The organism is Vreelandella malpeensis (assembly GCF_020622355.1).
Classification (GTDB): Bacteria; Pseudomonadota; Gammaproteobacteria; order Pseudomonadales; family Halomonadaceae; genus Vreelandella; species Vreelandella malpeensis.
The window spans coordinates 308,621-327,373 of the sequence record NZ_WHVL01000004.1 but is presented as its reverse complement, the minus strand read 5'-3'; the positions used below and the strand labels follow the sequence as shown (position 1 = coordinate 327,373).

At 64.6% G+C, this 18,753-nt stretch carries 22 protein-coding genes and 1 other RNA gene; 6 read left to right on the top strand and 17 right to left on the bottom strand.

Annotated elements, in window-relative coordinates:
- Nucleotides 1–15 precede the first annotated feature (15 nt).
- The 5 genes from GEV37_RS11510 to rsmI all read right to left on the bottom strand — a co-directional run bounded on the left by GEV37_RS11510 (nt 16) and on the right by rsmI (nt 4,371).
- Complete coding sequence (locus GEV37_RS11510; protein ID WP_227390397.1) at nt 16–1,722, bottom strand: peptidoglycan D,D-transpeptidase FtsI family protein; 1,707 nt, start codon at nt 1,720–1,722, stop codon at nt 16–18.
- Nucleotides 1,719–2,051 (bottom strand): cell division protein FtsL, encoded by a 333-nt coding sequence (gene ftsL, locus GEV37_RS11505; RefSeq protein WP_264477766.1) that lies wholly within the window; start codon nt 2,049–2,051, stop codon nt 1,719–1,721. The genes GEV37_RS11510 and ftsL overlap by 4 nt, the downstream gene beginning before the upstream one ends.
- On the bottom strand, nt 2,051–3,004 hold the full coding sequence (rsmH, locus tag GEV37_RS11500; protein ID WP_227390395.1) for a 16S rRNA (cytosine(1402)-N(4))-methyltransferase RsmH: 954 nt from the start codon (nt 3,002–3,004) through the stop codon (nt 2,051–2,053). The genes ftsL and rsmH overlap by 1 nt, the downstream gene beginning before the upstream one ends.
- Before the next feature lie 47 nt (nt 3,005–3,051).
- An RNA gene (gene rnpB, locus GEV37_RS11495) (RNase P RNA component class A) lies at nt 3,052–3,410 on the bottom strand.
- Nucleotides 3,411–3,513: 103 nt separating this feature from the next.
- Nucleotides 3,514–4,371: a 16S rRNA (cytidine(1402)-2'-O)-methyltransferase gene (rsmI, locus tag GEV37_RS11490; RefSeq protein ID WP_227390394.1), complete on the bottom strand. Its 858-nt coding sequence runs from the start codon at nt 4,369–4,371 to the stop codon at nt 3,514–3,516.
- 114 nt (nt 4,372–4,485) lie between these two features.
- Here rsmI and GEV37_RS11485 point away from each other — a divergent pair, with 114 nt between their 5' ends.
- Genes GEV37_RS11485 through GEV37_RS11470 form a run of 4 tightly spaced genes read left to right on the top strand, consistent with a single transcriptional unit; the run spans nt 4,486 to nt 7,574 of the window.
- Complete coding sequence (locus GEV37_RS11485; RefSeq protein ID WP_227390393.1) at nt 4,486–5,985, top strand: penicillin-binding protein activator; 1,500 nt, start codon at nt 4,486–4,488, stop codon at nt 5,983–5,985.
- The gene (locus GEV37_RS11480; protein WP_227390392.1) at nt 5,978–6,349 is read left to right on the top strand and encodes a YraN family protein; all 372 of its coding nucleotides are present in this window, start codon (nt 5,978–5,980) and stop codon (nt 6,347–6,349) included. The genes GEV37_RS11485 and GEV37_RS11480 overlap by 8 nt, the downstream gene beginning before the upstream one ends.
- 20 nt (nt 6,350–6,369) lie before the next feature.
- On the top strand, nt 6,370–6,963 hold the full coding sequence (locus GEV37_RS11475) for a phosphoheptose isomerase (protein ID WP_227390391.1): 594 nt from the start codon (nt 6,370–6,372) through the stop codon (nt 6,961–6,963).
- A gap of 38 nt (nt 6,964–7,001) precedes the next feature.
- Nucleotides 7,002–7,574: a BON domain-containing protein gene (locus GEV37_RS11470; protein ID WP_227390390.1), complete on the top strand. Its 573-nt coding sequence runs from the start codon at nt 7,002–7,004 to the stop codon at nt 7,572–7,574.
- A gap of 80 nt (nt 7,575–7,654) precedes the next feature.
- Here the strand turns inward: GEV37_RS11470 and GEV37_RS11465 are convergent, their stop codons facing one another.
- The 5 genes from GEV37_RS11465 to zapE all read right to left on the bottom strand — a co-directional run bounded on the left by GEV37_RS11465 (nt 7,655) and on the right by zapE (nt 11,197).
- Nucleotides 7,655–8,125 (bottom strand): ClpXP protease specificity-enhancing factor, encoded by a 471-nt coding sequence (locus GEV37_RS11465; RefSeq protein ID WP_227390389.1) that lies wholly within the window; start codon nt 8,123–8,125, stop codon nt 7,655–7,657.
- A 56-nt stretch (nt 8,126–8,181) separates the two neighbouring features.
- A complete protein-coding gene (gene sspA / locus GEV37_RS11460) occupies nt 8,182–8,808 on the bottom strand; it encodes a stringent starvation protein SspA (protein ID WP_227390388.1) in 627 nt (208 codons plus the stop codon).
- A gap of 200 nt (nt 8,809–9,008) precedes the next feature.
- Nucleotides 9,009–9,398, bottom strand: coding sequence for a 30S ribosomal protein S9 (rpsI, locus tag GEV37_RS11455; RefSeq protein WP_227390387.1), 390 nt, complete (start codon nt 9,396–9,398; stop codon nt 9,009–9,011).
- Nucleotides 9,399–9,411: 13 nt separating this feature from the next.
- The gene (gene rplM / locus GEV37_RS11450) at nt 9,412–9,840 is read right to left on the bottom strand and encodes a 50S ribosomal protein L13 (RefSeq protein WP_227390386.1); all 429 of its coding nucleotides are present in this window, start codon (nt 9,838–9,840) and stop codon (nt 9,412–9,414) included.
- 175 nt (nt 9,841–10,015) lie between these two features.
- Nucleotides 10,016–11,197 carry a cell division protein ZapE gene (gene zapE, locus GEV37_RS11445; protein ID WP_227390385.1) on the bottom strand — a complete coding sequence of 394 codons (1,182 nt, stop codon included), beginning with the start codon at nt 11,195–11,197 and terminating at the stop codon, nt 10,016–10,018.
- A gap of 191 nt (nt 11,198–11,388) precedes the next feature.
- Between zapE and GEV37_RS11440 the strand changes: the two genes are divergently transcribed.
- The gene (locus tag GEV37_RS11440) at nt 11,389–11,850 is read left to right on the top strand and encodes a Z-ring associated ZapG family protein (RefSeq protein ID WP_227390384.1); all 462 of its coding nucleotides are present in this window, start codon (nt 11,389–11,391) and stop codon (nt 11,848–11,850) included.
- A 97-nt stretch (nt 11,851–11,947) separates the two neighbouring features.
- Here the strand turns inward: GEV37_RS11440 and GEV37_RS11435 are convergent, their stop codons facing one another.
- Nucleotides 11,948–12,709: a Nif3-like dinuclear metal center hexameric protein gene (locus GEV37_RS11435; RefSeq protein WP_338035126.1), complete on the bottom strand. Its 762-nt coding sequence runs from the start codon at nt 12,707–12,709 to the stop codon at nt 11,948–11,950.
- Between the two features lie 135 nt (nt 12,710–12,844).
- Here GEV37_RS11435 and GEV37_RS11430 point away from each other — a divergent pair, with 135 nt between their 5' ends.
- A complete protein-coding gene (locus tag GEV37_RS11430) occupies nt 12,845–14,092 on the top strand; it encodes a S1C family serine protease (RefSeq protein ID WP_227390383.1) in 1,248 nt (415 codons plus the stop codon).
- A gap of 11 nt (nt 14,093–14,103) precedes the next feature.
- Here GEV37_RS11430 and hisD read toward each other — a convergent pair whose 3' ends face one another.
- The 6 genes from hisD to GEV37_RS11400 form a co-directional block, all read right to left on the bottom strand.
- Entirely contained in the window at nt 14,104–15,417 is a 1,314-nt protein-coding gene (hisD, locus tag GEV37_RS11425) for a histidinol dehydrogenase (RefSeq protein ID WP_227390452.1), read from the bottom strand.
- Between the two features lie 10 nt (nt 15,418–15,427).
- A complete protein-coding gene (gene hisG / locus GEV37_RS11420; protein ID WP_227390382.1) occupies nt 15,428–16,084 on the bottom strand; it encodes an ATP phosphoribosyltransferase in 657 nt (218 codons plus the stop codon).
- A gap of 27 nt (nt 16,085–16,111) precedes the next feature.
- Nucleotides 16,112–17,374: a UDP-N-acetylglucosamine 1-carboxyvinyltransferase gene (gene murA, locus GEV37_RS11415; protein WP_227390381.1), complete on the bottom strand. Its 1,263-nt coding sequence runs from the start codon at nt 17,372–17,374 to the stop codon at nt 16,112–16,114.
- 10 nt (nt 17,375–17,384) lie between these two features.
- Nucleotides 17,385–17,636 (bottom strand): BolA family protein, encoded by a 252-nt coding sequence (locus GEV37_RS11410; RefSeq protein ID WP_227390380.1) that lies wholly within the window; start codon nt 17,634–17,636, stop codon nt 17,385–17,387.
- A 105-nt stretch (nt 17,637–17,741) separates the two neighbouring features.
- The gene (locus GEV37_RS11405) at nt 17,742–18,080 is read right to left on the bottom strand and encodes an STAS domain-containing protein (protein ID WP_227390379.1); all 339 of its coding nucleotides are present in this window, start codon (nt 18,078–18,080) and stop codon (nt 17,742–17,744) included.
- On the bottom strand, nt 18,077–18,700 hold the full coding sequence (locus GEV37_RS11400) for an MlaC/ttg2D family ABC transporter substrate-binding protein (protein ID WP_386110814.1): 624 nt from the start codon (nt 18,698–18,700) through the stop codon (nt 18,077–18,079). The genes GEV37_RS11405 and GEV37_RS11400 overlap by 4 nt, the downstream gene beginning before the upstream one ends.
- Between the last annotated feature and the right edge of the window lie 53 nt (nt 18,701–18,753).

Below are 18,753 nucleotides of genomic sequence, written 5' to 3'. Positions count from 1 at the left end.
CTATTGCCTGTCACGCTACTCCACCTCGTAGTCCGGCGGCACGTCCAGCAGCCGCAGCGCGTTGCCGGTCACGCTGGAGAAGACCGGCGCGGCCACCGCGCCGCCGTAGAACTGTCCGGCACGCGGGTGATCGATCATCACCACGGTGACGATTCGCGGGTCCGAGATCGGTGCGATGCCGGCGAACACGCTGCGGTAGGCGTTCTCGGCGTAGCCCTGAAGCCCGGTCTTGCGCACCGTGCCGGTCTTGCCGCCCACTCGGTAACCCTCCACGCGAGCGCGGCGCCCGCCGGAGTTGGGACCGACGGAGGTTTCCAGAATATCCAGCAGGTCGTCCGCCACGCTCGGGTCGATCGCAGGGATCCCCTGGGGCGGCTCGGAGAGGCGCAACAGCGACGGCGGCATGCGCATCCCGCCGTTGGCAAGCGCCGTGTAGGCGCTGGCGAGCTGGATTGCCGAGACCGAGAGCCCGTAGCCGTAGGAGAGCGCGGCGCGCTCGCTGCGCGACCAGCGCACCGGCGCCGGAAGGCTTCCGGTCGATTCGCCAGGGAAGCCGGTGCCCGGGCTCTGGCCGAAGCCGAGCTGGTTGTACTTCTCCCACACCGTGGTGTCGTCGAGCTGCAAGGTGAGCTTGGACATGCCGATGTTGGAGGACTTCTCGAGAATGCCGGGCAGATCGAGTTCGCCGTAGTTGCGAATGTCTCGGATGGTGAATTGGTCGATGCGCATCCAGCCGGGCGAGGTATCCACCACCACGTCGCGATCGACCACGCCGCTTTCGAGGATCGCCGCCATGGCCAGCGGCTTCATGACCGAGCCAGGCTCGAACACGTCGACCAGCGCCTGATTGCGAAGCCCCCGCGGATCTAGCCCGGCGCGGTTGTTGGGGTTGTAGGATGGCAGGTTGGCCATCGCCAGCACCTCGCCGGTGCGCGCATCCATGGTGACCAGCACGCCGCCATCGGCCTCGTTCTCGGCAACCGCCGCGCGCAGCTCCCGGTAGGCCATGTACTGGATGCGCTGATCGATGGCGAGCGATAGCTCGCCGCCGGGCTGGGCATCGCTGATGATGCCCAGCTCGCGCACCAGTCGTCCGCGACGGTCCTTTAGCACCCGGCGCTGGCCCGGATGGCCGGCCAGAAACGGCTGGTAGGCGAGTTCGAGGCCCTCCTGGCCGATATCGTCGACGTTGGTGACGCCCAGGAGCTGGGCGGCGACTTCGCCGGCCGGGTAGTAGCGCTTGTACTCGCGCTGCTGGTAGACCCCGGGCGTGCGCAGATCGAGAATGCGCTGGGCCGCCTCAGGCGTCATCTGACGGCGCAGATACATGAACTCGCGGTTCTCGTAGCGCGCCACGCGCGACTCCAGGTCGTCCAGGCTCATGCCCAGCGCCTGAGCGAGCATCACCCGCTGGATGCCATCGGAAGGCAGCTCCTGAGGGTTGGCCCAAAGCGTCACCACGGGCGTGGAGATCGCCAACGGCTCGCCGTTGCGGTCGGTGATCATGCCACGATGGGAGGGGATCACCTCGTGGCGCAATGTTCGCGCATCGCCCTGGCTTTGCAGAAACGGCCGGTCGATGACCTGCAGCAGCGTGATGCGCCCGATCAGCACGATGGCCGCCAGCGCTACCAGGATCAGGATGAAGAGAAAGCGTCCGCCCCCGAGGGGCGGTGCGATCGGCAGCTGTCGGGAACTCCCTCCCCGTCGCCGTTGGTTCATGGCCTTATGACCTCGACATCGTTGACATCGGGAATGCGCATGTCGAGTCGGTCGGTAGCGATCTGCTCGATGCGCGCCGGCGTCGACCAGGCGCCCTCTTCAAGGAGCAGTTGCCCCCACTCGGTCTGCAGCTGACTCTTCTCCTGCTCGAGGCGCTGAAGATGAGCGTACTGGGTACGGGTCATGTGGGTGGTCGCCACCACCGCGAGCGCCGTGAGCAGGCAGGCCAGAAACAGCAGCGTGATGATCAGGGGCCACAGGCGGGGGCGCAGCTTGAAAGGCCATTCGGCGCGCAGCACCGACCACCAGTAGTCGAGTCGCTCGAGCATCACGCGTCTCGCTTTCTGGCCGCGCGCATCACGGCGCTGCGCGCCCGCGGGTTCTCGGCCACCTCGCTCTGTGAGGGTCGCTCGCCCTTGTTGATCGCCTCGAGACGACGCTCGAGCTGGTCGTCGCGAATCGGCACGCCCTTGGGCAGGTGGGTATCGCCACGCACGTGGTGGCGAATGAAGCGTTTGACCCGGCGATCCTCCAGCGAGTGAAAGCTGATCACTACCAGATGACCGCCGGGAGCCAGCGCCTCCAGCGCTGCATCGAGCGCCGCGTCGAGCTGCTCGAGCTCACCGTTGAGGTAGATGCGCAGCGCCTGGAACGCTTTGGTCGCCGGGTGCTTGCCCTTTTCCCAGGCCGGGTGCGCGGTCTTGAGTACCTCGGCCAGGTCCAGCGTATGGGTGAAGGGCTTCTCGGCGCGCCGCGTCACTACCGCTCGCGCCAGGCGCTTCGCGTAACGCTCCTCGCCGTAGGTCTTGAACACCTGGGCGATGTCGGCCTCGCTGGCGCGAGCAAGAAACTGTGCCGCGCTCTCGCCTTGGGTCGGGTCCATGCGCATGTCGAGCGGGCCGTTGCGCATGAAGCTGAAGCCGCGCTCCGGGTCGTCGAGCTGTGGCGACGAGACGCCGATGTCCAGAAGCACCCCGGCGAGCTTGCCGTGAAGACCGAGCTCTCTGGCGTACTCGCCCAGGCGGGCGAACTCACGCCGGGTGATCGAGAAGCGTGGATCATCGATCGCGGCGGAGGCCTCGATGGCCTGGGGATCGCGATCCATCGCCAGCAGCCGGCCCTCGTCGCTCAAGCGCGAGAGAATCAAGCGAGAGTGCCCGCCGCGCCCGAAGGTGCCGTCGAGATAGACACCGTCCGGCGCATGCACCAGCGCATCGACCGCACCGTCTAGCAAGACGCTCGTATGGCGAAAATCGGTAACGGGCTGGCTTGCAGAGGACATGGTACGCTCGCAGGATGTCGAAAGCCCCCGCGGGGGCCTTTATGGAAATGGGGAGTCGGCCGATAAGCCGGGTTCTGTCGTGGACAGTCATTCCTCTAGGCGCTTTGTCGCCAAAGCGCTCAAGCAACCTACCCGGACCCAGCGCGGGCCACGCCAACGGGTCCCTATTTGGTCTTGCTCCGAGTGGGGTTTACCATGCCACGCACTGTTACCAGGCGCGCGGTGCGCTCTTACCGCACCCTTTCACCCTTACCGGCCGCCAGACGAATCTCGCGGCTTAGGCGGTCTACTCTCTGCTGCACTGGCCGTCGGCTCTCGCCGCCCAGGCGTTACCTGGCACTCTGCCCTGTGGAGCCCGGACTTTCCTCCCCTGCGCACGCGCAGCGGCGACTGTCTGGCCAACTCCGGCGGCAAGCATACCAGCGCCCCGCTCGTGTCTCAATGCCCTGTTTTCAGTGCTAAGTTTGCAGTGCCTCGTCAAGTCGACGCTTTTCTAAGCTATGCCGTACTCACACCTCAGGCTTCATTGCCTGCAGCCGCGCGTACCACTCTTTCTTGCGCCCCCCTAGAAGGCTCGCGGCGATATTGGCGCCCTGCTTCACACCCACACCCTCATCGTGCAGAGCCTTGAGAAGGCGCTCGTCGTCGATGTCGCGAGCCTGGCGCTCGTCCATCGCCGGGGCGCCGGCGATCATCACCACGAACTCGCCCCGCCCCTGATTGGGGTCGTCGGCGAGAATCTCCAGAAGCTCCTGGGCGCTTCCCTGCAAGAAGGTCTCGAAGGTCTTGGTCAGCTCGCGAGCCAGCACGATGGCCCGCTCGGGCAACTGCTCGGCCAAGGCCTGCAGGGTGTGCTCGATGCGGTGAGGCGACTCGTAGAACACCAGGGTCTCCTCGCGCGTGGACCACTTCTCCAGCGACTGGCGCCGGGCACCGGGCTTGGCGGGCAGAAAGCCCCCGAAGGTGAAGCGGTCGGTGGGAAGGCCCGCGGCGCTGAGCGCGGTGACCAGCGCGCAGGCGCCGGGCAGTGGCACCACGTGGCGCTGCCGGGCACGCAGCTCGCGTACCAGCACGAAGCCCGGATCGCTGATCAAGGGGGTGCCGGCATCGCTGATCAAGGCGATGTCCTCACCGGCTTCCAGGTAGGCATCGAGGGTGTCGACCCGGCGCGCCTCGTTATGCTCGTGAAGCGAGATCAGCGGCTTGTTGATGCCCAGGTGCGCCAGCAGCCGTGCGCTATGGCGGGTATCCTCGGCAGCGATACGCGTAACGCTTTCGAGAACCCGGGCGGCACGCGGCGTCAGGTCTTGTAAATTCCCAATGGGCGTGGCGACCACGTACAATGTGCCCGGAGGCTGGTAGGTCATACTGACTCCCGATTTTTTGATAACTTGCACGGATGGTGCGCTATGCTTGTGCAAGGATTGAGGGAACCATCCTCGGCACAGCCTCTGCACCAACGCAAACCTAAGGAAGGATACATGAAACGTTCACTTCGTGGCCTGCTCGCCACCGCCGTCACGGCGCTATTGATCTCCGGGTGCGCCACCCAATCGCCCAGCGTGGTGGACCGCATGGCCGGCGAAGACGCCGGACGACTCCTGGATCAAGCGGAGCAGCAGGCTCCCGGCCAGGCCGCCCAGAGCCGCCTGGAGGCGGCGGACATCCTGGCCCAGCAGGGCCAGCGCGAAGCGGCCTTCGAGGCGGCGAGCGCCGTGGAGGAAGGCGAGCTGTCCGATCGTGACCGGGTACGCTGGGCACTGCTGTTCTCCGAGCTCGGTCGGGCGCTCGACGACCCCCGCGCGGTGCTGCGCGCCACCCAGGTCCTCGACGATGAGCTGCCCATGAGCGGCGACGCCCAGCAGACGCTGCGCGAACGCGCCCAGTGGGCGCGCGGCGCGATGGATCAGCCCGGCCGCTCCCAGGCGAGCCTGCCGGAGCTCGAGGGTCAGAGCATCACGCGCATCATGGTCGCACTGCCTCAGTCCGGCCCGCTCAGCAATATCGCCGACACCCTCAGCAACGCGATGCGTCAGCACGCCTCGATTCGCGACGGCGATGTCCAGCTGAGCTTCGTCGATGCCTCCCAACACTCGATGGACGAGCTCTACCGCCGCGCCGAGGAGATGAATGCCCAACTGATCATCGGCCCGCTCGACAAGGAGCAGGTGAGCCGCCTGGAGCAGCAGTCCGATGTGCCGGTGCCGACGCTGGCGCTCAACTACGGCAGCAATGCTCAGAATCAGGCGTCGCGCCTGTTCCAGTATGGCCTCTCTGCCGAGGACGAAGCGCGCCAGGCAGCGCGCCGTGCCTTTGAAGACGGTCGTCGTCAGATGTCGGTCATGGTGCCGGACAACGACTGGGGCCGCCGGGTTGGCGAAGCCTTCTGGAACGAGTTTCAGGGCCAGGGAGGCGAAGTGACCAATGCGGTGCGCTACAACCCGAGCAACCCCGTCTCCAACGCCGTTCAGACTGCGCTCAACGTCAGCGGCGATCGTGCCCAGCTGGGCAACATCGATGCTCTGTTCCTGCTCGCCCTGCCCGAGTACGCGCGCCAGGTGCCGCCGACCATGGACTACTACTACGCGCCGGACCTGCCGATCTACGCCACGTCGCACCTGAACGAGGGCTCCCGCGAGCGGCGCCTCGATCAGGATTTGAACGACGTCATGTTCGTCGATATCCCGTGGCAAATTCCCGATGCAGCCGTCGGCGGCCCGGAAGCCCTGCCCTTTTACCAGAGCTACGAGGCTCTGAGCGGGGAAGGCGATGCTTCGCTTTTCCGCCTGCAGGCAATGGGCGTCGATGCCTTCGAACTCGCCACGCGCCTGTCGGATCTCTCCTCGATTCAAGGCTTCAACGGCGCCACCGGGGAGCTGACCATCGCAGGCGATGGCCGCATCCATCGCGAGCTGCCCTGGGCACGTTTCCAGAACGGCCGGCCCGGCCCGATCCTGACCCCGGGACTACTGGGTGACTGATAGACCCCAGACCGCGCGCAAGCGCGGTCTAGCCATCGAGCGACTGGCCGCTCGATGGCTGATCGACCGCGGGCTCACGCTCGTCAGCGCCAACTACCAGGTAAAGGGCGGCGAGCTCGACTTGATCATGCAAGACGGCGATACCCTGGTCTTCGTCGAGGTGAAGCATCGCGCCACCCCCGCCTACGGCCACCCTCTGGAAACCATCACCCCTACCAAGCAGCGACGCCTGATTCGCGCCGCTTCGCTGTATATCGCGCGTTACGCTGTCTCAACCCCGTGCCGTTTTGATATTCTAGCCATCACCGGCCACTCCCCTTCTCTGGAATTCCACTGGGAGAAGGCGGCTTTCGACGCTTACTGACATGACATTAGGAAGCCCTCATGGACTTTCAATCCCGCATTCTCGACCACTTCAACGCCAGCATCGACACCAAGACCTATGCCAGCGAAGTGCTGCCACCATTCATCGAAGTGGCCAGCCAGATGATGGTGCAATGCCTGGTGAGCGAAGGCAAGATTCTGGCCTGCGGCAATGGCGGAAGCGCCGGCGACAGCCAGCACTTCTCCGCCGAGCTCTTGAACCGCTTCGAGCGTGAACGCCCGAGCCTGCCGGCACTGGCACTGACCACCGACACCTCTACGCTCACCTCAATCGCTAACGACTACAGCTACAACGAGGTGTTTTCCAAGCAGATCCGGGCGCTGGGTCAGCCAGGCGACATTCTGCTTGCGATCTCGACCAGCGGTAACTCCGCCAATATCGTCCAGGCGATTCAGGCCGCCCACGACCGTGACATGACGGTGGTGGCGCTCACCGGCCGCGACGGCGGCGACATGGCGTCGCTCCTGGGCCAGGACGACTGCGAGATCCGCGTGCCGGCCACCTCCACTGCCCGCATTCAGGAAGTGCATCTGCTGGTGATCCACTGCCTGTGCGATCTGATCGATGAGCAACTGTTCGGTGGCGCCGCCTGAGCCCGCCCTGGTCATCCCCATTCTTTAAGGAGTCGACAATGGTCCTTCGTAACGCGTTTCGTACCTTTTGCTTGATGGGCGTTTGCAGTGCAGTGCTGCTGGCAGGCTGCGCCAACAATTCAGCCTCCAACCCCTCCAACTACGGCCAGCGCAGCAACGACGTGCAGGCCGTGGACTCGACCATCGAGCGCCAGGTGGAGCGCGCCCTGGATAGCGCCGACGCACGCCTGGGCGACGCCCGCATTCGCGCCCACAGCTACAACGGCTCGGTGCTGCTGGTCGGCCAGGTGCCCAGCGAAGAGCTGCGCGACAAGGCAGGTCAGGTGGCCTCCAGCCTGCGCGGCGTCAATCAGGTGCACAACGAGCTGGCGATCGCCGCCAACCTGCCCGCCAGCCAGCGCCTGACCGATACCTGGCTCACCACCAATGTGATCAGCCACCTGGCGACCAACGACTCGATCGACTCTTCGAAACTCAAGGTCACCACCGAAAACGCCAGCGTCTACCTGATGGGCATGGTGACTCGCCAGGAAGCCGATCGCATCGTCAACGCCGCCTCGGCAGTGGGCGGTATCCAGCGCATCGTCAAGGTCTTCGACTACATCGACTGACCTTCGCCACTCTGCCATGAAAAAAGCCTCGCGAATGCGAGGCTTTTTTCGTGCCGGATCGGAAACGACTCGACGGCCAATTACTTGACGACGCGAAGGGTCGGCTTCTTCTTGGGCTTGCCGCCCTTGGGCGGCTCGTCGTCCGGCCCATCGGTGGACTCGGTGACGCTGAGCTGTGGCCCTGTGTCCTCGTCACGCGGTGCATCGTCCGCCTCACCTTCACCCTCCCCGGTCTCGAGCTCGGGCTCGTGGCCGAAGACCATGCCCGCGCCGTTCTCGCGAGCGTAGATCGCGATCAGGGCATCGGTGGGGATCAGCACGTTCATGGGCTGGCCGCCGAAGCGGGCGCTGAAACCGATCGCCTGGTTCTCCATGAACAAGTCGCGCACCGCAGTGGGGGCGACGTTGAGCACGATCTGGCCGTTCTGCACGAACTGGCGCGGCACCTCGACCCCGGGCAGCGTGGCGTCCACCACCAGGTGAGGCGTCAGGTCGTTGTCGAGAAGCCACTGGTACAGGGCCCGGGCAATATAGGGACGGCTCGATTTCATCAGACTTCCCTCTTTCAAAATCGGCAGGGCCTCGCCACCGGTGAGGCCCTGAAGGGTTATGTACGCATCTCTTTCTCGCGCTCGTTCAAGGACTCCTTGAACGCCTCGCGTTCGAAAACCCGCGTCATGTAGCTCAGAAGCGGTTTCACCTGCTTCTCGGGCAGCTCTATGTTGAGCTCCGGCAAGCGCCACAGGATCGGCGCCAGACAGCAGTCGACCAGTGTGAACTCGTCGCTCATGAAGTAAGGCATGTCCTCGAAGATCGGCGAGATGCCGATCAGGCTTTCACGCAGCTCCTTGCGCGCCTTGTCGGCCTCCTTCTTGCCGCCCGTGCGAATCTGGTCGAGCAAGGGGCACCATTCGCGCTCGATACGGTGCATCCAGAGCCGACTCTGGGCACGGGCGACCGGATAGACCGGCAGCAGCGGCGGGTGCGGGAAGCGTTCGTCCAGGTACTCCATCATCACTTTGGATTCGTAGAGCACCAGATCGCGGTCCAGCAGCGTGGGGACGCTGTTGTAGGGGTTGAGATCGGCTAACTCCTGCGGCGGCTGATCGTCATTGACATCGACGATGTCCACGGCGACCCCTTTCTCGGCCAGAACAATGCGCACACGATGGCTAAAATGATCGTCGTTTCCGGAGTAGAAGATCATAGAAGACCGCTTGGCCACAACACCCATGAAAGCATCCTCGTTATAGAACAGTAGTCAATAATACCATGCCGGGAGCCTCCGATGTTGGCGACTCCGCGCTCGCTTGCGGCGCTCGACGCACCTTAACATCCCTTACACGCTTTTGGGCGCTTGCTCTCAACGCACGGGGCCGACATGAAAACGCCCAGGCCATGGGCCTGGGCGTTTTCGCAGTACCAGCGCGGAAATTAACGCTTGGAGAACTGCGGACGGCGACGTGCTTTACGCAGGCCGACTTTCTTACGCTCGACCTGACGGGCGTCGCGGGTCACGTAACCGGCAGCGCGCAGCGCCGGGCGCAGCTCTTCGTTGTATTCCATCAGAGCGCGGGTGATGCCGTGACGAATGGCGCCGGCCTGGGAAGAACCGCCGCCGCCTTCAACGGTGACGTAGACGTCGAACTGGTTCAGGGTTTCGGTCAGCTCGAGGGGCTGACGAACCACCATGCGACCGGTCACGCGACCGAAGAACTCGTCGAGGGCGCGGTTGTTGACGGTGATCTTGCCGGAGCCCGGCTTGAGGAACACACGAGCGGTGGAAGTCTTGCGGCGCCCGGTACCGTAATATTGCTGTGACATGGCGAAGATTTCCTTAAATGTTCAGTTCAAGCGGCTGCTGAGCGGTATGGGGATGCTCGGCACCAGCGTACACTTTCAACTTGGAGTACATGGCGCGACCCAGCGGGCCCTTTGGCAGCATGCCCTTGACGGCGAACTCGATGATGCGCTCGGGCGCATGGTCGAGCATCTTGTCGAACGTCATGGAGCGCAGACCGCCCGGGTAACCGGTGTGGCGGTAGTAGGTCTTGGCCTTGGCCTTGTTGCCGGTAACCTGGACCTTCTCGGCGTTGATCACGACGATGTAGTCGCCGGTATCGACGTGAGGCGTGAATTCGGGCTTGTGCTTGCCACGCAGGCGGCGAGCGATTTCGGTGGCCAGACGACCGAGCGTTTTGTCCGTAGCATCGACAACATACCAGTCGCGCTGGACGGACTGCGGCTTAGCACTGAACGTCTTCATGGATGAATTTCACCAGTTTAAGTGTATTGGGTGACAAGGCATGACGCCTTTCACCATCCCTATTCTTTTTGGTTACCGACCCGCCGAGACGTGCGTCTCGAAAAGCCTGTAACGTACAGCGAGGCGGCATTCTACACGAGCGTTGCCGACAAGTTAAGCACCGCGCGGCTTTTTTTCACGGCTTGTGGGGAAGCGCCAGGTATTCGCGCGACTGCATCTCCTGCAGCCGCGAGAGCGTGCGCTTGAACTCGAAGGTCAGCTTGCCGTCGGTGTAGAGCGTCTCAACCGCCACCTCGGCGGACATCAGAAGCTTGACACCGCGATCGTAGAACTCGTCCACCATGTTGATGAAGCGCCGCGCCTGGTCGTCCTGTTTCGCGCCCATCTGGGGCACATTGGAGACCAGCACGGTGTGGAACTCGCGGGCGATCTCGATATAGTCGTTCTGGCTGCGCGGGCCGTCGCACAGCGCCTTGAAGTCGAACCAGACCACGCTGTCGCAGAGCCTGCGGGTCTTGAGCACGCGGTGATTCACCTCGAGCGGCGCCTCCGCTTCGCCGGCCTGGCCGGCGATCTCCTTGAAGCTGCGGGCAAGCTCGCGCTCGGCCGCCTCGTCGCAAGGGGCATGGAAGATTTCGGCGCGCTCGAGCGCGCGCAGGCGGTAGTCGACGCCGGAGTCGACGTTCACCACGTCGCAGTGGCGGTTGAGCAGCTCGATGGCGGGCAGAAAGCGTGTGCGCTGCAGGCCATCCTTGTAGAGCTCGTCGGGCACGATATTGGAAGTCGCCACCAGCACCACCCCGCGCTCGAACAGCGCCTCGAGCAGGTTGGCCAGGATCATCGCGTCGGTGATGTCCTTGACGAAGAACTCGTCGAAGCAGATCACCCGCGCCTCGGTAGCAAACTTGCCGGCGATCAGCTCGAGCGGGTTCTTCTCGCCCTTGTAGTGGTTGAGCTCGTTGTGCACCCGCTGCATGAAGCGGTGAAAGTGGGTGCGCATCTTGTCGGGAAATGGCAGCGCCTCGAAGAAGGTATCGACGAGATAGGTCTTGCCGCGCCCCACCCCACCCCAGAAGTAAAGCCCGCGCACCCGCGGCAGCGCCGGCTCGCCCTGCGGCTTCTTCTTGCCCATGAGCCCCGCCATGCGCGCTTTCAGGCCCTTGTGGGCCACCACGGTCTTGGGCGTGGTCGAGGGCGTGGCCAGCAGCTCGTCATAAAGGCGCTGCAGGTGTTCGACCGCGTTCTGCTGGGCGGCGTCGAACTGGAAGTCGTCGCGCTGAATGTCGCGTCGATAGCGCTGAAGGGGCGTGGGCGGATGGGCGGGACTTGCCGTTGCCGAGGCGACAGTCGATGACATTCAATACTCTCCCGGTCGATGGCGCGGCCAAGGCGGCCAGTGCATGAAGGCGGCTAATTATACGCGCGTTAAGCAATGAGCGCATCGGCGCATTGACCCGAGCCGCCGAGAGACGCCTATAATGCAGCAGGGTTCGCCAGCACGCTCAGCGATACGCCGGAACAGCGCCAATCACTTTCAGGGAGAAGACTGTGGAAGCAAACTCACCATTCATCTATGCACTCGTCGGCCTGGTCGTCGGTTTTCTCATTGGCCTTGCGTGCTACCGGCTATTGAGCCGGGGTGAGCGTCACCGGGCATCGCTCAAGCAGACGCTGCTCGAGCGCGAGCACCAGATCGCCGAACTCAAGAAGGCGATGGGCGGCCATTTCGGCAACGTGCGCGACTGCCTGGACGGCATCCGCCGCCAGGCCGACGAGCTCGAGAGGCAGATGCAAAGCGATGCCGGTCAGTGGCAGCTTGGCCATCGCCCGACACCCGCGCAGGACGACGCCCCTAAGGCCGCCGCGTCTCGCACCACGCCCGCCGCCAGCGACGCCCCGGCCATGCCGCGAGACTACGCCGATGGCAAGGGTGGCACGCTTTCCGAAGATTTCGGCCTCAAGAACAATGCCGCGAGCAAGAGCGACGTCGCCCAGCCACCGCGTTATTGAGCGAAGCGCTCGATATTGAGCGAAGAGCAGTGAACCCGGCGGCCTGAAGCCCCCCGGAGTCGACCGACGAAGCGAGGCCCGCCTCGCTTCGCGGCGTTCAGGCGGGGTTGTCGATATCCACGAAGCGATGGGCAACGCCATACTCGTCGGCAACCCACTCGCCCAACGCCTGCACCCCGTAGCGCTCGGTGGCGTGATGCCCGGCAGCGATGTAGTGAATACCCATCTCGCGCGCCAGGTGCGTGGTGCGCTCGGAAATCTCGCCGGAGACGAACACCTCGGCGCCGGCCTCGAAAGCCTGCGTGATCATATCCTGCCCACCGCCGGTACACCAGGCGATGCGCTCGATGCGGGCAATGCCCGGCGCCTCGATCACCGTGGGCGTGCGCTCGAGCACCGCACTCACCTGTTCGGCCAGTGCCTGGAGAGACTGCGCCTGGGGAATTCTTCCGGACCACAAGAGCCCCTCGCCCAGCTCGCCGTCCAGGCACCCCTCCACCTTCCAGCCCAGGCGCCGAGCGAGCTCGGCGTTGTTGCCGAGTTCGGCATGGGCGTCCAGCGGCAGATGGTAGGCCAGCAGGTTGATGTCGTGATCCATCAGCGTCTTGATGCGCCGATGCTTCATGCCGGTGATCGCCACCGGCTCGTTCTTCCAGAAATAGCCGTGATGCACCAGCACCAGGTCCGCCTGCCAGGCCACGGCCTCGTCGAGCAGCGCCTGATTAGCGGTCACCCCGGTCATCACGCGCGTGACACTGTCCCGCCCCTGTACCTGCAGACCGTTGATGGTGTAGTCCTTGAAGCGGGCGGAGCGAAGCTGGTGGTCGCACGCCTTTACGAGCTGGTCGCGATGAATCACGTGCCCTCCTTGTAACGGTTTGACGGCTGAGGAACTTATCGAAAAAGTGTTACCATAGCGCCTAGTGTAAAGCTCGCGCCGCGTCATAGCGAACCCGGCCGCCTCCGTAACTGCCTACGGCTGAGGATACCCTGCATGCACCGCTTCGTACTGCCTTATATATGGCCAATCGTTACCGGAATTCTGGTGGCGGCGCTGCTGCTGCTGGCCTTTCCCGACCTGCTCCCCAACCCGTTTCGCGACGATCCGCCGGCCGCCGTTTCTGCGCCGGGCACCTTGGTGACCACCGGAGATACCTCCGATCCCGCCATCAACCGCCCGCGCCCCGAGATTCGCCAGGCCGCCCCCCTGAATCGCGACCAAGGCCCGGCGAGCTACGCCGATGCGGTGAGCCAGGCGGCGCCGGCGGTGGTCAACATCTACTCGTCGCGCATCGTCGAGCGTGACCAGCATCCACTGATGTCGGATCCTTTCTTCCAGCAGTTCTTCAGCAGCGACGACGCCACTGCCCACCAGCGCATGCTCTCGAGCCTGGGGTCCGGGGTCATCGTCAGCCAGGACGGCTACGTGTTGACCAATCACCATGTGATCAACGATGCCGATCAGATTCAGGTGGCACTGCGCGACGGTCGCGAGACGCTGGCCGAGGTGGTCGGCACCGACCCGGAGAGCGACCTGGCCGTGCTGCGCATCGACCTAGACGACCTGCCGGTGATCGAGCTGACCGATTCACGCAACGTGGCGGTGGGTGACGTGGCGTTGGCCATCGGCAATCCGTTCGGTGTCGGCCAGACGGTGACCATGGGTATCATCAGCGCCACCGGACGCAGCCACCTGGGCCTCAACGCCTACGAGGACTTCATCCAGACCGATGCGGCGATCAATCCGGGCAACTCCGGCGGTGCGCTGGTCAACGCCGAAGGCGCGCTGGTCGGGATCAACACGGCGATCTTCTCGCGCTCCGGTGGCTCCCAGGGCATCGGCTTCGCGATTCCCGCCAACCTGGCACACAGCGTTCTGGACGAACTGGTCACCCGGGGCCGGGTGATTCGCGGCTGGCTGGGCATCGAGGCCCAGGCCCTGTCCCGCGAGCTTGCCGCCTCCTTCGGGCTACGCACCCCTCAGGGGGTGATCGTGGCCGGCGTGGTCAGCGAAGGTCCGGCGGAGCGTGCCGGGCTGCAGCCCGGCGACGTGCTGCTCTCCATCGACAACCAGGCGATTCTCGATGCCCGCTCGACCATGAGCGACATCGCCTCCATCGCACCCGGCACCGAACTCCCGCTGACCGTAGTGCGCAACGGCGAGCGCATCCAGATGACCCTGGAAGTGGGCGAGCGCCCCACCCCGACCGAAATGACCCTCGATCGACGCAGCGACTCCTGAAGAGGCACGCATCAATCGCGAATGCGGTATTCGGCAGAGCGGGCGTGGGCGGTGAGCGATTCGCCGCGGGCGAGGACCGAGGCGGTTCGACCCAGCGTCGAGGCGCCTTCGGCGGAGCAGTGAATGAGCGACGAGCGCTTCTGGAAGTCGTAGACGCCGAGCGGCGAGGAGAAGCGCGCGGTACCGGAGGTCGGCAGCACGTGATTCGGCCCGGCGCAGTAGTCGCCCAACGCCTCGGCGGTATAGCGGCCCATGAAGATGGCGCCGGCGTGCCGCACCTCGGACACCAGCCGTTCGGGCTCGGCTACCGAAAGCTCCAAGTGCTCGGGCGCGATGCGATTGATCAGCGCGAGCGCCTCATCCTCATCGGCACACTGGATCAATGCGCCGCGCCGGGAAAGCGATGCGCGCACGATCGCCTCGCGATCGAGCGTCGGCAGCAAACGCTCGATGGCCGCCTGCACCGCGTCCAGATGCTCGCCGTCCCAGCTCACCAGGATCGCCTGGGCGTCCTCGTCATGCTCGGCCTGGGAGAAGAGATCCATCGCCAGCCACTCCGGGTCGGTCTGGCCGTCGGAGACTACCAGGATTTCCGACGGTCCGGCGATCATGTCGATGCCGACCTGACCGAACACCGCCCGCTTGGCGGTCGCCACGTAGATATTGCCGGGACCCACGATCTTGTCGACCCGCGGCACGCTCTCGGTGCCGTACGCCAGCGCCGCCACCGCCTGGGCGCCGCCAATGGTGAAGACGTGATCGACCCCGGCTAGATGCGCGGCGGCCAGTACCAGCTCGTTGACTACGCCATCCGGCGTCGGCACCACCATGACGATCTCGCCGACTCCGGCCACCTGGGCGGGAATGGCGTTCATCAATACCGACGACGGGTAGGCCGCCTTGCCACCCGGCACGTAGATGCCGGCGCGATCCAGCGGCGTCACTTTCTGACCGAGCACCGTGCCGTCGAGCTCCTCGTACTGCCAGGAAGTCGGCTTCTGGCGCTCGTGGTAGCGGCGAATCCGCTCGGCGGCGTTTTCGAGCGCCGTGCGCTGCTCGTCGGGAAGCCCCTTGAAGGCAGCCTCGAGCCGATGCGGCGACAGGCAAAGCTCCTCCATGGCGCTCGCCTCGAGACGATCGAAGCGACGAGTCGCCTCGATCACCGCCGCGTCACCGCGATGCTTGACGTCCTCGAGAATGGCCGCGACCCGGGACTGCACGTCATCGTTCGAGACGCCCTCCCAGGCGAGCAGGTCGTCGAGGCGGCGCTCGAAGTCGGTATCGGCGGTGGATAGCCGATGGATCGTGACCGGGTTGTCGCTCATCATTGACCTCTCATCCCTTCGCAAGCTCGGCCTTGCGGTGTTTGACAGCGCTGTCGAGTCGCGCCAGCAGCGGCTTGATGCGCTCGTGCTTCATGGTCATGGCTGCCTTGTTGACCACCAGGCGCGTGCTGATCTCGGCGATCAGCTCGCGCGGCTCCATGCCGTTGGCGCGCAGGGTGTTACCGGTATCGACGATGTCTACGATCTCGTCGGCCAGATTCATCAAGGGGGCCAGTTCCATCGCCCCATAAAGCTTGATCACCTCGGCCTGGATGCCCTGCTCGGCGTAGTAGCGCCTTGCCACGTTGACGAACTTGGTGGCCACCCGGCGGCGCGCCTTGAGCGGGGCCTGGCCGGTGACACCGGCGGTCATCAGACGACAGCGGGCAATATCGAGATCGACCGGCTCGTAGAGCCCTTCAGCCCCGTGTTCGAGCAGCACGTCCTTGCCGGCGATGCCGAGATCCGCTGCGCCGAGCTGCACGTAGGTGGGCACGTCGGTGGCGCGAATCACCACCAGCTTCACGTCCGGCAAGTTGGTGTCGAACAAGAGCTTGCGGCTCTTGCCGAGATCCTCCGCCGGCGTGATGCCGGCGTCGGCCAGAAGCGGCAGCGTTTCCTCGAGAATGCGCCCCTTGGAGAGCGCCAGAATCAGTTGCTTGCTCATGGTTTGGGCCCATGGTTGTTCGCGTGGCTAGCCGGGAATACGACGAATCTTCGCCCCCAGCAACTGCATTTTTTCTTCGATGCACTCGTAGCCGCGGTCGATATGGTAGATGCGATCCACCAGCGTTTCCCCGTCGGCCATCATGGCGGCGATGACCAGCGACGCCGAAGCGCGAAGGTCGGTGGCCATGACCGGCGCGCCCGACAGGCGCTCAACGCCGGTGATCAGCGCGGCGTTGCCCTCGACGACGATATTCGCGCCCATGCGGTTGAGCTCCTGCACGTGCATGAAGCGGTTCTCGAAGATGGTCTCCACCACCCGCGAGTGCCCCTCTGCCACCGCGTTCATGGCCACGAACTGCGCCTGCATGTCGGTGGGAAACGCCGGATACGGGGCGGTGCGAATGTTGACCGCCTTGGGGCGCTTGCCGTGCATGTCGAGCGCGATCCAGTCCTCGCCACAGGTGATGTCGGCGCCGGCCTCCTCGAGCTTGGCGAGCACCGCCTCGAGAATGTCGGCGCGAGTGCGGGTCACCTTCACCCGGCCACCGGTCATCGCTGCCGCCACCAGAAAGGTGCCGGTCTCGATGCGATCCGGCATCACGTCGTGCTCGCAACCGTGCAGCGACTCGACGCCTTCGATGACGATGGTGTCGGTGCCGTGGCCTGTGATGTTCGCGCCCATCTTGATCAGGCACTCGGCAAGATCTACCACCTCGGGCTCGCGCGCGGCATTTTCGAGCACCGTCCTGCCCTCGGCGAGCGTTGCCGCCATCAGCAGGTTCTCGGTGCCGGTCACGGTCACGGTATCGAAGTAGATGGTCGCGCCCTTGAGCCGCCCGTCGACGCTTGCGCGAATGTAGCCGCCCTCGACGCGAATCGCAGCACCCATGGCCTCGAGCCCGCGAATGTGCAGGTCGACCGGGCGCGAGCCGATGGCGCAGCCACCGGGCAGCGACACGTCCGCCTTGCCGAAATGGGCAAGCAGAGGGCCGAGCACCAGAATCGAGGCGCGCATCTTCTTGACCAGCTCGTAAGGCGCGTGGCACCGGGTGACCTGGGAGCCATCGAGCTGGATGCTCAAGCGCTCGCCCATCACCGGCTCCACGCCCATCCGCCCGAGAAGTTCCAGAGTGGTGGTGATGTCCTGCAGATGGGGAAGGTTGCCGATGACCACCGGGCCATTGGAGAGAAGGCTGGCGCAGAGAATGGGCAGGGCCGCGTTCTTCGCTCCGCTCGCCCACACTTCGCCGTCCGCCGAGCCGTTGCCGGTAATCAGGAGTTTATCCATCACGCGCCCCTTACCGGGCGTTTTCCGGCGCGTCTTGCCACTGCGCCGGAGTGAAGGTTTTGATGCTGATCGCATGAAGCGCGCCGGAAGCGATCTCGTCGCTCAGCGCCTGATAGACCAGCTGCTGACGCTTGACCGGCGAGAGCCCGTCGAAGGCCTCCCCCACCGCGATGACTTGAAAGTTGCACCCCTCCCCCTGGATATGGAAGTCACATCCGTCGATGCGGGATTCAAGCAGCGCTTTTACCTCGTTGGGTTGCATGAGACGGCAAGCTCCTGTGGGGTCGTCCGTGAATGTAAGAAAAAAGGCAGGCGACATGATAAAGAAAAGCGCCCCGCTTGGCGATGCCGAGCTGGCGAGCGCCGCTCAATGGGGCAGAGCGTGGCGCGGGTCGAGGATCAGGGCCTCGAGTTCGGCGAACGCGGCGAGACGCATCAGGGGGGAAGAGAGCGCAATGCGCTCGACGGGAAGCGCCCGGCGCTCGCACCCGCGAAGCCATTCGAACAGCACGCTGAGCGCGGCACTGCTGGCACTCGTTACGCCGGTGAAGTCAAAGGTGACCGAGGGCGTCTGAGCCTTTTCGAGCCACTCGACGCCCGCAGCGGCCACCGGGGCCGCTGCGTGAATGCTCATGTCGCCCTCGACGAACAGCGTGTCGTCACGCTGGGAAAGCGACACGCCGGACGCATTGACCAGCTCGATCACGCATCGCCTCCGCGCTCGAGTTCCTCGACACCCACTTCCGGCGACCAGGTACGAATTACCGCATCGTAGTCACGGTTGTTCTGGCGCATGGCCTGGTCGAACTGATTGCGGAATGTCAGCCCCAGGTTGATGCCGTTGACGATCACGTTGACCACGCGCCACTCGCCGTTGGAGAGGCGCAGGCTGTAGCTCACCGGGTAGACCTGGCCGTTGGTGGCGACTACTTCCATGTCGACGCTCGCCTGATCCTCGTAGCGCTGACCGCGCTGGTTGTCGAGCACGCGCAGCGCGTCGTAGTCGAAGGTGACCAGCCCGCGGGTGTAGGTATCGATCAGGGTGCGACGAAAGACGTCGGCAAAGCGGCTGCGCTGCTCCGGGGTGGCGTTCTGGAAGTAGCTGCCCATCACGCTCGCGCCGATGTAGCGAAAGTCCGCCACGTCGTTGAGGCTCTCGTCGACGATCGCCTTCAGCTCGTCGATATTACTGGCGTAGTAATCCTCGCGGCCGTCGATACGCTCCATGAAACCGGTAACGTTCTCGCGGATCATCGCCTCCGGCGACTGGGTCTGGGCACTGGCACCGATCGGCAGCATCAAAAGCACGGTGGCATAGAGCGCCATCACCCAGTAGTTCAGCGGGTTGTTCAGCTTACGCATGGTATCCACCTCTTTAC